The 14,538-nt window shown below is 62.8% G+C and carries 15 protein-coding genes; 3 read left to right on the top strand and 12 right to left on the bottom strand.

What is annotated here, in order from left to right; all coding sequences use genetic code 11:
* The 6 genes from VN047_RS12345 to VN047_RS12370 all read right to left on the bottom strand — a co-directional run bounded on the left by VN047_RS12345 (position 1) and on the right by VN047_RS12370 (position 7,012).
* Entirely contained in the window at positions 1–843 is an 843-nt protein-coding gene (locus VN047_RS12345) for an ABC transporter permease (RefSeq protein ID WP_325543095.1), read from the bottom strand.
* Positions 843–1,748 carry an ABC transporter permease gene (locus VN047_RS12350; RefSeq protein WP_325543097.1) on the bottom strand — a complete coding sequence of 302 codons (906 nt, stop codon included), beginning with the start codon at positions 1,746–1,748 and terminating at the stop codon, positions 843–845. The genes VN047_RS12345 and VN047_RS12350 overlap by 1 nt, the downstream gene beginning before the upstream one ends.
* 21 nt (positions 1,749–1,769) lie before the next feature.
* Positions 1,770–2,876 carry a spermidine/putrescine ABC transporter substrate-binding protein gene (locus tag VN047_RS12355; protein ID WP_325543099.1) on the bottom strand — a complete coding sequence of 369 codons (1,107 nt, stop codon included), beginning with the start codon at positions 2,874–2,876 and terminating at the stop codon, positions 1,770–1,772.
* Between the two features lie 101 nt (positions 2,877–2,977).
* A complete protein-coding gene (locus VN047_RS12360) occupies positions 2,978–4,369 on the bottom strand; it encodes a glutamine synthetase family protein (RefSeq protein WP_325543101.1) in 1,392 nt (463 codons plus the stop codon).
* A 13-nt stretch (positions 4,370–4,382) separates the two neighbouring features.
* Positions 4,383–5,651 (bottom strand): FAD-binding oxidoreductase, encoded by a 1,269-nt coding sequence (locus VN047_RS12365; protein WP_325543102.1) that lies wholly within the window; start codon positions 5,649–5,651, stop codon positions 4,383–4,385.
* A 14-nt stretch (positions 5,652–5,665) separates the two neighbouring features.
* Positions 5,666–7,012: a glutamine synthetase family protein gene (locus tag VN047_RS12370; protein ID WP_325543104.1), complete on the bottom strand. Its 1,347-nt coding sequence runs from the start codon at positions 7,010–7,012 to the stop codon at positions 5,666–5,668.
* 160 nt (positions 7,013–7,172) lie between these two features.
* On the opposite strand from VN047_RS12370, the gene VN047_RS12375 reads away from it, so the two are divergent.
* Entirely contained in the window at positions 7,173–8,489 is a 1,317-nt protein-coding gene (locus VN047_RS12375) for an aspartate aminotransferase family protein (protein WP_325543106.1), read from the top strand.
* Between the two features lie 11 nt (positions 8,490–8,500).
* Here VN047_RS12375 and VN047_RS12380 read toward each other — a convergent pair whose 3' ends face one another.
* From VN047_RS12380 to VN047_RS12395, 4 genes are all read right to left on the bottom strand, one after another.
* A complete protein-coding gene (locus VN047_RS12380) occupies positions 8,501–8,713 on the bottom strand; it encodes a hypothetical protein (RefSeq protein WP_325543107.1) in 213 nt (70 codons plus the stop codon).
* A gap of 220 nt (positions 8,714–8,933) precedes the next feature.
* Positions 8,934–9,197: a translation initiation factor IF-1 gene (gene infA, locus VN047_RS12385; RefSeq protein WP_325543108.1), complete on the bottom strand. Its 264-nt coding sequence runs from the start codon at positions 9,195–9,197 to the stop codon at positions 8,934–8,936.
* Positions 9,198–9,200: 3 nt separating this feature from the next.
* A complete protein-coding gene (locus tag VN047_RS12390; protein ID WP_325543109.1) occupies positions 9,201–9,407 on the bottom strand; it encodes a cold-shock protein in 207 nt (68 codons plus the stop codon).
* A 189-nt stretch (positions 9,408–9,596) separates the two neighbouring features.
* Positions 9,597–10,829, bottom strand: coding sequence for an ATP-binding protein (locus VN047_RS12395; RefSeq protein ID WP_325543110.1), 1,233 nt, complete (start codon positions 10,827–10,829; stop codon positions 9,597–9,599).
* Between the two features lie 149 nt (positions 10,830–10,978).
* Between VN047_RS12395 and VN047_RS12400 the strand changes: the two genes are divergently transcribed.
* Positions 10,979–11,392, top strand: a complete 414-nt coding sequence (locus VN047_RS12400) for a hypothetical protein (protein WP_325543111.1) — start codon at positions 10,979–10,981, stop codon at positions 11,390–11,392.
* A gap of 60 nt (positions 11,393–11,452) precedes the next feature.
* On the top strand, positions 11,453–12,454 hold the full coding sequence (locus VN047_RS12405; protein WP_325543112.1) for a fumarylacetoacetate hydrolase family protein: 1,002 nt from the start codon (positions 11,453–11,455) through the stop codon (positions 12,452–12,454).
* Positions 12,455–12,512: 58 nt separating this feature from the next.
* Here VN047_RS12405 and VN047_RS12410 read toward each other — a convergent pair whose 3' ends face one another.
* Complete coding sequence (locus tag VN047_RS12410; RefSeq protein ID WP_325543166.1) at positions 12,513–13,496, bottom strand: type II secretion system F family protein; 984 nt, start codon at positions 13,494–13,496, stop codon at positions 12,513–12,515.
* Positions 13,497–13,566: 70 nt separating this feature from the next.
* Positions 13,567–14,532, bottom strand: a complete 966-nt coding sequence (locus tag VN047_RS12415) for a type II secretion system F family protein (protein WP_325543113.1) — start codon at positions 14,530–14,532, stop codon at positions 13,567–13,569.
* Positions 14,533–14,538: the final 6 nt, after the last annotated feature.

Consider the following 14,538-nt stretch of genomic DNA (forward strand, 5'->3'; position numbering starts at 1 on the left):
TCAACGGGTTTCCGAAACGGCTTTCACGCCCTGAAGTTTCAGCGCGATAAAGGTCAGGACGACGGTCAGGATGACGAGCAGGGTCGAGGCCGCATTGACCTCGGGCGTCACCGAGAAGCGGACCATCGAATAGACCTTCACGGGAAAGGTGATCGTGTCGGGACCGCTGGTGAAATAGGTGATGACGAAATCGTCGAGGCTGAGCGTGAAGGACAGCAGCGCGCCGGCGACGAGTGCCGGCCTGATGTGCGGGATCAGCACGTCACGGAACATCTGCCACTCGCTCGCGCCGAGATCCTTCGCGGCTTCCTCCTGCTCGCAGTTGAAGCTTGCGAGGCGCGAGCGCACGACCATCGTCACGAAGGGGAAGCAGAAGGTGATGTGGGCAATGGTGATTGCGCCGAGGTTGAACGGCCAGACGAGGCCGGTCGGCCAGCCGATTGCCGCAAAGAACATCAGGAAAGCGACGCCGAGGCAGATTTCGGGAACGATGATCGGCAGCGATATCGTGCCGTCGACCGCGCTCTTGAAGGGGAAACGGAAGCGCCACAGCATCACGGCCGCGATCGCGCCGAGCACAACGCTGACGATCGTGGCGAGCGCCGCGATGGTCAGCGAGTTGAGCAGCGCTTCGACGAGCTGGTCGTTGCCGAGCGCCTTTTGGTAATATTTGGTGGTAAAGCCGCGCCAGACGACGTTGCGCTTGCTGTCGTTGAAGCTGAAGATCATCAGCACGATCAGCGGCGCATAGAGGAAGAGCATCACCGCGCCGACCCACAGGCGCATCCACAGCGTCCGGCTATATTCGAGCGGCGCGCGCGCCGTGCGGGCGAACAGCGGCATCAGCGAACCCTTGGTGTCTTGCGGCGCATCGATTGCAGCGCGATCAGAATGAACATCGCATAGATGAGCAGGAAGGACAGCGCGGCGCCGAACGGCCAGTCATTCGCCTTCTTGAACTGGCGCTCGATCACGTTGGCAATCATCTGGCTGTCGGTTCCACCCATCAGGTCGGGGGTGAGATAGGCGCCGAGGGCGGGGATCAGCGTGATCATCACCCCGGCGACGATTCCCGGCGCGGCGAGCGGGACGACGATACGCATGATCGTGCGGAAATGCCCGGCGCCAAGGTCGAGGCTGGCCTCGATCAGGCTCCGGTCGAGCCGGTCGAGCGCCGCATAGAGCGGCAGCACCATGAAAGGCAGGTGGACATAGACCAGCCCCAGCACGACCGCGAAATTGTTGAAGAGCAGTTGTACCGGCTCCCACGTCGGCAGCGGCTGGAGACCGATGAGCGTTTTCACCCCGCTTGCGCCGTCCCACAACGCGCCGAGGCCCTTGTTCGCATAGCCCTGCGACCCGAGCAGGATCATCAGTGCATAGGTGCGGACCAGCAAATTGGTCCAGAAGGGCAGCATGATGCCAAGAAGCAGCCAAGGCCGCCATTTCTCGCTGGCAAAAGTGATCGCCATTGCGACCGGAAAGCCGACTATCAGGCAGATCAGCGTGACGAGCGCCGCGACCGCGAAACTCTTGCCGAAGATCGAGAGGTACAGCCATTCGGTCGCGCGCTTGTAATTGTCGAGCGTGCCCGAAATGTCGATTTCGGTCAGTCCCTTGTTCTCGCCGAAGCTGTAGAGCCAGACGATAGCCATCGGGGCGATGAAGAAAAGCGTGATCCATAGCAGCGTCGGCAGCGATACTGCCGCGAAAGCCCGCCTGTTCGTTTTCCAGTCCTGGTCGGCCACCCCCGATGCCCCTTCGGACCGTCAGGCGGCTCGCACCCGCGTAAAGGCTTCTTCGTAGAGCGGCTGAAGCTCGGGGTCGAAGCGCGAATATTCACATTTGGCAAGGGCATCTGCGGGCGGGAAGATCACCGGGTTGTTCCGGTAGCTGTCGGGCATCAGCGCCTTTGCGGCGGAGTTAGGGGTGGGGAAGAGGATCGTTTCGGTGATCTTCTTGTCCACCTGCGCATCGAGGATATAGTTGATGAAGGCATGCGCATTCTTCGGATGCGGCGCGCCCTTCGGAATGCACAGATTGTCCGAATTGAGCTGGCTGCCTTCCTTCGGAATGACGAAGTCGATGTCCTTGTCTTCGACCATCGCCTGCGCAATGTCGCCATTATATTCGAGCACGATATCGCAATCGCCCTTGAGCAGCAGGTCCTGGCCGTCATCCTCGTGGAATTTCTTCACATTGGGCTTTTGCTTGATCATCATCCTTTCGATCGTCGCCACATCCGCGGGAGTCAGCGCATTGATCGATTTACCGAGATATTTGCCGTAGAGGCGGAACATGTCGCCGGCCTCCGACAGCCATGCCATACGTCCCGCATATTCCGGGCTGTCGAACAGCGTCTTCCAGCTGTCGGGGGTCGCCGAAACTTTCGACTTGCGATACCCGATGCCCAGCACGAGCCAAGTGTAGGGCATCGAATATTTGCGCTGAAGGTCATATTCGACGTTGATATAGGCAGCGTCGATATTCTTTTTGTTCGGGATCTGGGCGTGGTCGAGCGGCATCAGCAGGCCGGCCTTGCTCATCCGCTCGACGAAATCGTTCGACGGGACGATGACGTCGTAGCCCGGATTGCCTGCCTTGAACTTGGCGAACAGCGTATCGTTGCTGTCGAACAGGTCCATCTTGACGTCGACGCCCGTCGCTTCCTCGAAATCATCGAGCGTCGTGTCGCCGATATAGGTGTCCCAATTATAGAAGTTGAGCTTGGCCTCCTCGCCGTTCGCGAGCTTCCTGCCTTTGTCTTTGCCGCACGCGGCGAGGCCGCCGAAGCTGATCCCGACCGCCGCGGCCCCCAAGGCCTGGAGGAGCGAGCGGCGCCCGCGGGTTTGCTTGATCAGCTCGTATGGATTCATGTGCAGCTCCCTGTGTTTAAGCCAAGCTGACCCAATACGTCCGTCTTGAAAAGAGACTTTTTTGCGCGGCGGCGGCAAACTTTGAAAGATTGTTACTGCAGTCAGGCGTTGCGCAGATACCAGTCGTAATCGAGCGTCGGGACGACGCTGAAATAGCGTTCCTGCTCGACGCGCTTCACAATGCTGAACATGTCGACGAAACGCTCGCCGAGATAATCACGCATCAGTTTCGAACCGTGAAAACGGTCGACCGCCGCGAACCAGTTGGCCGGCGGCTTGCCGTCGCCCGAGGCGTCGCGGTCATAGCCGTTGCCGACGACCGCCGCGCCCGGGTCGCTTTTGTCCGTCATGCCGCGGTGCATCCCGGCCAGCACGGCGGCCGCCGCAAGATAGGGGTTGGCGTCGGCACCGCACGCGCGGTGCTCGACGTGACGGCTAGCCGGCGGCCCGGCGGGGATGCGGAACGACACGGTGCGGTTGTTGACGCCCCATGTCGGCGCGACGGGGGCGTAGCTGTTCGCCTTGAACCGGCGATAGCTGTTCGCATGCGGTGCAAAAAGCGCAAAGGCGTCGCCGACGCTGCCGATCATCCCGCCGATCGCGTGGCGCAGCACGGGCGTTCCCTCGGGATCGTCGCTCGCGAAAATATTGGCGCCGCCGTCGTCGTCGACCGAGACGTGGATATGCATTCCGCTGCCGGCCTGATCGGCAAAGGGCTTGGCCATGAAAGTCGCTTCGAGACCGTGCTTCTGGGCGATCGCCTTGACGAGCCTTTTGTACATGATCGCGTCGTCGCAGGCGCGAAGCGCGTCGGGCTTGTGACGCAAGGTCAGCTCGAACTGGCCCGGCGCGAATTCGGAGATCGCGCTTTCGAGCGGCAGGTCCTGCACGTTGGTCGCCGCATAAAGCGCGTCGAAGAACGGCCGGAAGTCCTCAAGTTCGCGCAGGCCATACACCTCGACATTGCGCGGTGTGTCGCGATTGTAGCCGGGGCGGGCGGGGCGGATCGACCCGTTGCGTGCGCGGCGCGGGTCGACGAGGTAGAATTCGAGCTCCACCGCGAGCACGGGGGTCAGCCCGTCGGCGGCGAAGCGGTCGATTACGCGGCCGAGGACATGGCGCGGGTCGAGGTCGTGCGGCGTGCCGTCGAGTTCGTGAAAGCCGACGAGGAACTGCGCCGCATGGTCGCCACCCCAGGGCGTGCGGACGAGCGTGCCGGGGACCGGCTTCATCGACCTGTCGGCGTCGCCATCTTCCCACACGAGGCCGGTTTCGACCGTGTCCTGTCCGGTGATGTCGACGACGGTGATCGAGCCGGGCATCATGCGCCCGCTCTCGTAGACCGCGAGCACCTCATGCTGGCGCAGCCGCTTGCCGCGCGGCACACCGCCCATGTCGGTGTAGATCATCTCGATCGAATCGACGTCGGGATTAGCCGTGAAAAAGGCCTCGGCTTCTGACCGCAGCGCGATCACGCCCGATGACTTCGACATGATACGCGCTCCTTCACCCCAACCGGTCGCGCAGCGCATACCAGAGCAATCCCAGCGTTGCGAGCGGCCGCCGTAGCCATTTTCCGCCCGGGAAGGGCCTGGACGGCAAGCTCGCGAGCACATCGAAGCGCTCGGCGGTTCCCGCCATCGCCTCGGCGACCAGTTCGCCCGCGAGCGTCGTCACCAGCGCGCCGTGCCCCGAAAAGCCATGCGCGTAAAATACATTCCCGCGCCGCCCGAAGTGCGGAAGGCGGTTCCGCGTCACTGCGACCGCGCCACCCCAGCCAAAGTCGATCTTCGCATCGGCGATTTGGGGGAACACTTCGGCCATGAACGGCCGCACGAACGCCGCGATGTCGCGCGGCGGGGTCTGCGAATAGCGCTCACCGCCGCCGAAGATCAGGCGCTTGTCGGCCGACAGACGGAAATAGTTGAGCACGAAACGGCTGTCGGCGACCGCGGCGTCGCCGGGGAGCAGCCTGTCGGCATTTTCGAGCGGAGCAGTCGCGATATTATAGTTCATGATCGGGATGGTGTAGCGGCCGAGGTCGGGTTCGACGTCTCCGATCCAGCTGTCGGTGGCATCGATCACGTAACGCGCGTCTATTTCGGCCCGGTCGGTATTCACACGAAGGCCATCTGCCGTATCCTCGATACGAAAGGCTCGGTGGCTCTCCCGAATATCGACGCCCGCTGCTTCGGCAGCTTGGGCAAGCCCGACAGCATAGTTCAACGGATGGAAATGACCGCCCTGCGGGTCATGGACACCGCCCTGGTAAAGCGTAGTTGCGATATGAGCGGGCATATCGGCCTTGGCCACCACGTTGCTTGCGTAGTTGAATCGCTTCGCGAGATAATCCGCTTCACGCCGGGTCGCATCGAAATCCTTTAGCGTCCATGCCGCCTCCAGGTGCCCGGCCTTCAAATCGCAATCGATTCCGTGTCTGGCGATCCGTGCCTTCACGCGATTGTCGCGCCAGCAAAGATCGAACAGCGCGTCGGCGCGTTCGCTGCCGAATTCCTCTTCCAGTTCCGATGCGGTCCAGCGGAGGCCGGGAATGAGCTGTCCGCCGTTGCGCCCCGAAGCGCCGAAGCCGATTTGCGCGACTTCCACGAGGATGACCGAGAAGCCGCGTTCGGCACAGGCAAGCGCGGCGCTGAGACCTGTAAATCCGCCGCCGATCACCGCGACATCGCAGCGCGAGTCACCCCGGATGCCGCTACGCGCGGTCCGCTCGTGCGCGGTCGCTGCATAATAGCTGTTGGCGAGCGGATCGGTCATCGCCGCTGCCCGGGTCAGACCCGCATCAGCAGATGTTCGCGTTCCCAGCTCGACACCACCGACTGATAGTTGAAAAGCTCGTAATCCTTCACCGCAAAGAAGATTTCGAAGAAATCGTCGCCGAGCAGGTTGCGGACCTTCTTGCACGAGGCGAAGCGGTCGAGCGCGGCTTCGAGCGTGCGCGGCAGGGTGCGCGCGCGGTTATAGGCGCTGCCGGTGATCGGCTTGGGCGGGACCATGCGGTCGACCATGCCGATATAGCCGCAGACAAGCGACGCCGCGATCGCGAGATAGGGGTTGCTGTCGGCGCCCGGCAGGCGGTTTTCGACGCGGCGATTATGTTTGTCGGACACCGGAATGCGGAACCCGCACGACCGGTTGTCGACGCCCCACTGGACATTGATCGGCGCCGCGCTGTCGGGGCGCATGCGGCGGAAACTGTTCACATTGGGCGCCCACATCGGCGAGATTTGCGGCATGAAACGAATGAGGCCGGCGACATAGGAACGGAAGGCCGCGCTGTCGCGGCCGTTCGAGGTCGCGAACAGATTGCGTCCCGTATCGGCATCCACGACCGACTGGTGGATATGCATCGCGCTGCCCGGCTGTCCCGCCATCGGGTTCGCCATGAAGGTCGCATAGACATCGTGCTGCTTTGCGACGTTGCGCACGACACGCTTGAACAGGAACACCTCGTCGGCGAGGCGCAGCGGATTGCCGTGGATGAAATTCACCTCGAGCTGCGCTGCACCCATTTCGTGTATCATCGTATCGATATCGAGCCCCATCAGCTCGCAATCGTCATAGATATGGTCGATGATATCCTCATATTCGTTCATCGCCTCGAGGCCGTAGGGCTGGCTCGCGCTCTCGCTGCGTCCCGACTGGCCGACCGGAGGGGTCAACGGGAAATCGGGGTCGGTGTTCTGCGAGACGAGATAGAATTCGACTTCGGGCGCGATGATCGGCTTCCACCCCTTTTCTTCGTAAAGACCGAGCACCTTCTTCAGGATCGTGCGCGGTGCGATATCGACTTCGGTCCCGTCGCCGTTGAAGGCGTCGGCGATCACGAAGGCGGTGGGCGAGGTGAAACCCGGCGCGACGCAGATCGTGCCCGGGTCGGCGATCAATATCTTGTCGGGATCCTTGTCCCAGATGTCGTCGATGTCTTGGGGATAATGACCGTCGATCGTGCAGATGAAGACGCTGCCCGGGATGCGCAGCGACTTGTCCTTGACCGAGGAGAGAAACTTCTTCGCGGGCAGCACCTTGCCGCGCTGGACCCCGTTGATGTCGGGGACGATGCATTCGACTTCGTCGATCTTATGTTCGCTGATCCATTGTTCCAGATTGACTGACATGCGCCCCCGATTGGGCCGAGGATCCGGCCCGTTGTGGAAGGCGCAGCCTATCGCGAAGCTGGACGAAGCGCCAGAGGGGCCGTTATCGGCCATTTTCGACATTGCCAGCATGCCGCACGCCAGACACTATGCAGGCGTCTGATGCTCGGGAGAGTTCGGTGTGAAGGGTGAAAATGATCCGCTGGCGTCCTTCTGGATGCCTTTTACCGCGAACCGGTCGTTCAAGGCGAGCCCGCGTCAGCTCGTCTCGGCGAGCGGGATGCACTATCAGTCGGGCGACGGGCGGACGATCCTCGACGGAACGTCGGGCCTTTGGTGCAGCAACGCGGGGCACTGCCGGCCCGAGATCACCGACGCGATCGCGAAGGCCGCTGCGACGCTCGATTTCGCGCCGACTTTCCAGCTGGGGCACCCGCTGCCATTCGAACTGGCGCAGCGGCTCGCGGCGTTGATGCCTGACGGCCTCGACCGTATCTTCTTTACCAACAGCGGCTCGGAATCGGTTGATACGGCGCTGAAAATCGCGCTCAATATCCAGCGTGCGAAGGGGCAAGGGACGCGGACGCGGCTGATCGGACGCGAACGTGGCTACCATGGTACCGGCTTTGGCGGCATCAGCGTCGGCGGGCTCGTCAACAATCGCCGCGCCTTTGGTGGAGGACTGCCGGGGGTCGACCACCTTCGCCACACGCACGATATCGAGCGCAATGCCTTTATGCGTGGGTTCCCGCAGCATGGCGCCGAACTGGCCGACGACCTTCAGCGGCTGGTCGATTTGCATGGTGCCGACACGATCGCGGCAGTGATCGTCGAGCCGATGGCGGGATCGACCGGCGTGCTCGTGCCGCCGGTCGGCTATCTCCGGCGCTTGCGCGAGATTTGCGACCGGCACGGCATCATCCTGATCTTCGACGAGGTGATCACCGCCTTCGGCCGCGTTGGTGCGGCAACCGCGTCAGAGGCTTGGGGCGTCGCCCCCGACATCATCACCATGGCAAAAGGGCTTACCAACGCCGCGATCCCGATGGGCGCCGTGGCGGTGAAGCGCGAGTTGCATGATGCAGTGATCGACAGTGTGCCGGGCGGGATCGAACTGTTCCACGGCTATACCTATTCGGGGCATCCGCTGGCGAGCGCCGCAGGGATAGCGACGCTAGATCTCTATGCGCGCGAAGGTCTGTTCGACCGCGCGAACGAACTCGGTGACTATTGGGAAGATGCGGCGCACAGCCTCAAGGGTCGGCGCCACGTCATCGATATTCGTACGATCGGCCTTGTTGCGGGGATCGAACTCGAGCCGCGCCCCGGCGCGCCGACCGCGCGGGCGATGGAGCTGTTCCACGCCTGTTTCGACAATGGTTTGCTGGTCCGCGCAACGGGCGACATCATCGCGCTGTCGCCGCCGTTGATCGTCGAACGCGAGCAGATCGACGAGATGTTCGGGAAGATTGCAGAGTTGCTGGGCAAGATCGACTGACGGACAGGCCGTCAGCCGGCGCCGACTTTGGCTTCCGCCTTGGCCGCCGCCGCGGCAGTCTGCCGCGCGCGGGTCGCTTCGGTCTGAATCAGCCGTTCGGCCATCGTGCGCCACGCCTGTTCGGCGCGCAGATTGCGATCGCGAACCTGTGACAGGCTGCTCTCCGCCGCGTCGGCCGCGCATTTGTCCGCCTGAATCAGGTAGAAATCGCTGGTGTTCGACATGGCGGAAAATCCTTGGGTTAAGATGAAGGTCCGGCTGGGTAAATCAGTCGACCATTTGGGCGATCAGTCGGCGAAGTTCTCGCCGCGACAGCGTCGGCGATCGCCGTGCTGGCTTGTCGGCCCGCGCATCGATGGCGGAATAGGGCCGAAGAAGGGAGGGAAACGCATTCAATTTGAAGTTCATGATATCCTGTGGTTTTGTTTTGTTTTGGTTGTGAGATCAGCGCCGGGCTCCCTTGCGGGGGCCGGCACCGGCTGGACCCGGACCGCGGTCGCGGTAGACGATGCGGCCTTTGGTCAGATCATACGGGGTCATTTCGACCCGTACGGCGTCGCCAACGACCGACCGGATGCGGAAACGCCGCATCCGGCCTGCCGTGTAAGCGATGATACGATGATCATTTTCCAGCATGACGCCGAAGCGTCCGTCGGGAAGAATTTCATCGATCTGGCCGTCGAGGGCCAGAAGTTCCTCTTTGGCCAAAGATCAGGCCGGCTGGACGTTAACCGCAGCCGTTTTACCGCGCTGGTCAGTCTCCAGGTCATAGGACACGCGCTGATCCTTGTTCAGCGTCGTCATCCCGGCGCGCTCGAGGGCGGTGATGTGGACGAAGTTGTCGCCCGAACCGTCTTCGTTCGCGATGAAGCCATAACCTTTTTCGGTGTTGAAGAATTTTACGGTGCCGATGGGCATGGGGTCGTTCCTTTCACGGAATCGGAGTTACCATCGGCACATGCCGACGGCGCCAGGTAGCGTGAGGATGGAAGTGTCCGCCGATCAGGCAAAAAAATCCGTCGTAGGCGACGATAGCCGGTGCAAGATGGGTCTTATATGGTCAAAAGTCAAGGATAGTCCGGGATTCTCGCTTCTCGGGCCTCTCTGTCAGTCCTCCGCAAGCAGCGGGAAAGCGACGGAAACACGCGTCCCCTTGCCAACCTCGCTGTCGATATCGAGCTGCCCCTGATGGCGTTCGCTGATGTGCTTGACGATCGCGAGGCCGAGGCCGGTGCCGCCGACGGAGCGGCTGCGGGCTTCGTCGACACGATAGAAGCGTTCGGTCAAGCGGGGCAGGTGATCGGGCGCGATGCCGTCGCCTTCGTCGCTGACCGACAGCCGGACGCGGCGTCCTTCGCGCGTCAGCTCGACGGTCACCGGCGTATCGGCGTGGCCATATTTCATCGCGTTCGAAATGATGTTGTGGGCGAGTTGTCCGAGTTGTGCGCCGTCGCCCAGCATCGGCTGGATATCGTCGCCCAGTCTGGCGACGATATCCTTCGCGCGCAGCTGTTCACTGTCGCGCAACTGCGTGATCGTCGTCTGGACGGTGGCGGCGAGATCGACCGTCGCGGTCGGGCGGCGAAAGCGGTCGGCCTCGACGCGCGAGATCGAGAGCAGGTCAATGACGAGTTGCTGCATCCGCCCCGCCTCGCGATGGATGATCGACAGGAAACGCTCGCGCGTAGACGCGTCTGCGTCGCCATTCATATCCTGCAGCGTTTCGACATAGCCGAGGATGGCGGCGAGCGGCGTGCGCAGCTCATGGCTCGCATTGGCGACAAAGTCCGATCGCATCCGGTCGGCAGAGTCGATCGCCGAACGGTCGGACAGAAAGACGATCCTCTCGCCGCCCGACAAGGCGGCGATGCGCAGCGTCCAGCGCTGTCCGGGGCGCGGAAAATCAACGAGGTTGATCGTTTCGAGCGGAACATTGTCGTCGATGCGTGACAGCCATTCGGCAGCGGCGGGATGACGGATCGCGGTGCGGATATCGGCGCCGACGATATGCCGCCCGAGCAGCCGGATCGCCGCGTCGTTGGCGATCGTGACGATATTGTCGGCGATGCCGAGCAACGGCTCCTTCTCCTGATCGACCCAATGCGCGAAGTCGGGATGACGTAGCAGCGAGACCGGCGAGGGGGCGGGCGTTGCGGGTTCTGCACCCGGCGCGTCTGGCAAGGCGGCGGGCAGCGCGCCATGGACCGTTACGGCAGCAACGGCGCCTGCTACGGCCATGATCGCGATCGACAGGGCGTCACCGCCGGTCAGCGCCGCGAAAATCGCCGCGATGGCAATCAGGGTGAGGGCGATGACCAGGCTGGACAGGCGATCGAACATGCTCCGCCCGCGTCGCACGAAGCGGGGGATTCGCGCAAGCGGCTTTGCGGCCGTTAACACCCGATTGACGAATGTCCCAAAGCGGGATGCGGAGGGGTGTGGGCGGTGTTTTGCTTTTCCTTGTCGCTTCATTGGGTTATGCGCGCGCCATGGATAACAGCGACATTCCGGCCGAAAACCCCGTGAACGCGGAAGAAGCCATTCCCTCGCGGCGGCGGATGCTGGCGCTGGGCGCGGTCGGCGTGTCGGCCGCTCTCACGATCCGTCCCGCTTTCGCGCAGACCGCCGTGTCGGTGATGAACTGCCAGATTCCCGTTCCGGGCCCGACGGGCGCGGGCAAATATATCGATGCCGCCGGCAAGCTGGTTCCGCCGGGAACCAAGGGCGCATTCCCGGGCGCGGTGCGGCCGTTCACGGGCGAGGAAGTAAAGCGCGCATTTCGCGGCCAGACGCTGCCGGGGGCGACCTACAATCAGTCGCAGGCATACCTCCAGTATATCCGGCGCTTGCAGGCGGGGCAGAGCGGCTTTACCTGTTTCGCATCGATCACGACGTCGCGCTGATTATCGCTCCCCGACAGGCGATGGCGGTTTCGGCCGGCATCGTCAGACAAGGGAGTTTTCGTGAAACTAGCTTCACTCAAAAAGGGTCGCGACGGGCGTCTCGTCGTCGTTTCGGATGATCTTGCCTGGTATGCGGACGCCGGCCAGATCGCGGCGACAATGCAGGCAGCCCTTGACAATTGGGCCTATGCGGCACCCCGGCTCGCGGCGCTGGCTGAGGATCTTAATCATGATGCTATTCCCAAAGAGCGTTTCCATGAGCGCGAAGCGGCCTCGCCGTTGCCGCGTGCCTATCAGTGGGCCGATGGCAGCGCCTATGTGAACCATGTCGCGCTGGTACGGCAGGCCCGCGGCGCCGAAATGCCTGACAGTTTCTGGCACGATCCGCTGATGTACCAGGGCGGCAGCGATGCGTTTCTCGCCCCGCGCGACCCGATCCCGCTCGGCGATCCGGCATGGGGCTGCGACATGGAGGCCGAGGTCGTCGTCGTGACGGGCGATGTGCCCGCCGGCATCGACGCGGTCGCGGCGCGCGCGAAGATCCTGCTCGTCGGCCTTACCAACGACGTCTCTCTGCGCGGCCTGATTCCCGCCGAACTTGCCAAGGGCTTCGGATTTTTCCAGTCGAAGCCGTCGAGCGCGATGTCGCCGGTCTTCGTGACGCCCGAAGCGCTCGGCGCGCGCTGGAAAGACGGCAAGCTCCACGGCACGCTGTCGGTCGACCTGAACGGCCAGCCGCTCGGCCGGGCCGATGCGGGCGTCGACATGACCTTCGATTTCGGCGCCTTGATCGCGCACGCCGCGAAGACGCGCGACCTGGGCGCCGGCACGATCATCGGCTCAGGTACGGTGTCGAACCGCGATGCCAACGGCGGCCCGGGCAAACCGATCGCCGAAGGCGGGCTCGGCTATTGCTGCCTGGCCGAGGTGCGGACCGTCGAAACGATCCTGAAGGGCGAGCCCAAGACACCCTTCATGCAGAAGGGCGATACGGTCCGGATCTGGATGGATGACGACCGGCACCACAGCATCTTCGGTGCGATCGAGCAGAGCGTGGCCTGACGGAAGAGAGGGTGGAACCGGCTTCCACCCTCTTTCGATATGATCCCGGTGCGCCGGGCTATTTTGCGCCGAAGCTGCCGCCCGACATGGCGTCGCTGAGCGAGCAGGCCGCAGGGCCGAGGATCACGATGAACAGCACCGGCAGGATGAAAAGGATCAATGGCACCGTCATGATCGCGGGAAGGCGTGCGGCCTTTTCCTCGGCGCGCATCATGCGTTCGTTGCGGAATTCGGCCGACAGCACGCGCAGCGCCGAAGCGAGCGGTGTGCCGTATTTCTCGGTCTGGATCATGGTCGTGACCACGCCCTTCACCGATTCCAGGTTCACACGGTAGGCCAGATTTTCGAAGGCCTGGCGTCGTTCGGTCAGAAAGCCGAGTTCGATCGAGGTCAGCGCGAATTCTTCACCCAGTTCGGGATAGGCGCGGCCCAGTTCCTTCGACACACGCGAAAAGGCGGAGTCGACGGTCAAACCGGCTTCGGCGCAGATAACGAGCAGATCGAGCGCATCGGGAAGCCCCTTGCGGATCGCGTCGGTGCGCTTGGCCCGCTTGTTCTGCACGAACAGGTCGGGCGCCTTGTAGCCGAGCACGAGCATCGCCATCGTGGCGCCCGACCGCTTGAATGGGGTCATATCGGGCCACATGTCGACCCAATAGATCAGGAAGGCGGCGAGGCCGCCGAACACGATCGGCAGGACCATGCGGCCGAAAATGACCGCAACGGCGAGATCCTTCGATCGGATGCCCGCCTGCGCCAGCTTTTGCTGGACATCCCTGATCTGCTCTTCCTGCAACACCTGCAGTTTGCCCAGGAAGGTCCGCATCTTGTCGGCATGCTGGTTCTTGCGAACGAGTTTCGCGCGGCGCTTGGCGGTCGAAGCAGTGATGCCGGCCTTGAGCTGTTCGCGACGCTCGTTCAGCGCTTTGACCCGCTTGGTCATCGGATTGCGCACGGTGAGCGCGTTGTAGATGGCGAACAGGACGGCGAATACGCCGACTGCGGCCAGCATGGTGCCGGCCCAGACGACATCGACGCCCATCAGCGTCGGACCGCTCTGGGCGCCGGTGAAAGTCGCGAGAAGGAGGCTGCTGTTCACGGATACTGCCCCTTCAGATTTCGAAGCTGATCATTTTGGCCATGATGGCGCCGCCGATGCTCATCCAGATCAATCCGCCGATGCCGGCGATGATCAGGCGCGGCTCGAAGAAAAAGCCCTGCAGATAGCCGGGATTCATTGTCCAGACGATGCCGAAGACGAAGAAGGGCAGCGCGCCGACGATATAGGCCGACGCTTTCGCTTCCGAAGACATGGCGCGGATCTTGAGCTTCATCTGCGCGCGCTTGCGCAGAACGTCGGAAAGATTGCCCAGCGTTTCTGCCAGATTGCCGCCGGTCTCGCGCTGGATCGCGATCGTGATGCAGAAGAACTGGAACTCGGGCGTTCCAAGCATAACCGCCGATTCCTGCAGCGCCGCTTCCATCGTGTTACCGATACGGATGCGTTCGACGACACCCTTGAACTCCTCCCCGACAGGGCCGGGCAGTTCGTTGCTCACGACCTGGAAGGTCTCGGTGACGGGCAGGCCGGATTTGAGGCCGCGAACCAGCAGGTCAATGGCATCGGGAAAGCGGGCATTGAACTGGGTCACGCGCTTCTTGATCGCGCGTCCGACAATGAAATAGGGTATGCCGAGACTCATCATGAGCCCTACGAGGCCCGCCATCAATATTGGCGCGCGCACCGCCAGCATCGCACCCGTCACGACGACGAACAATGCCATCGAAGCGAACATATATTGCGTGACCGTCCAGTTCTTGCCGGTTCGGCGTATCCGCTTTTCCATCTCTTCGCGGCGCGGCATCATGCTGGCGAGGGCCGACGCCTGGCCGCCCGACGCGATGGTCTTGCGCATCTGTGCCGCCACCACCGCTTCGGTCGAGGCCGCGTGACGATCCTTGACCGACGCCAGCCTCCGCGTCTTCGCCTTGCCGACCGACGGGCCGCCGAGCAGAAGCACGAGCAGGGCGAAGGCCAGGAAGGCCCCTGCGATGATAAGGATGATTGGCAGATTCATGGTCGG

It is taken from the genome of Sphingopyxis sp. (genome assembly GCF_035565275.1).
Lineage (GTDB): Bacteria > Pseudomonadota > Alphaproteobacteria > Sphingomonadales > Sphingomonadaceae > Sphingopyxis.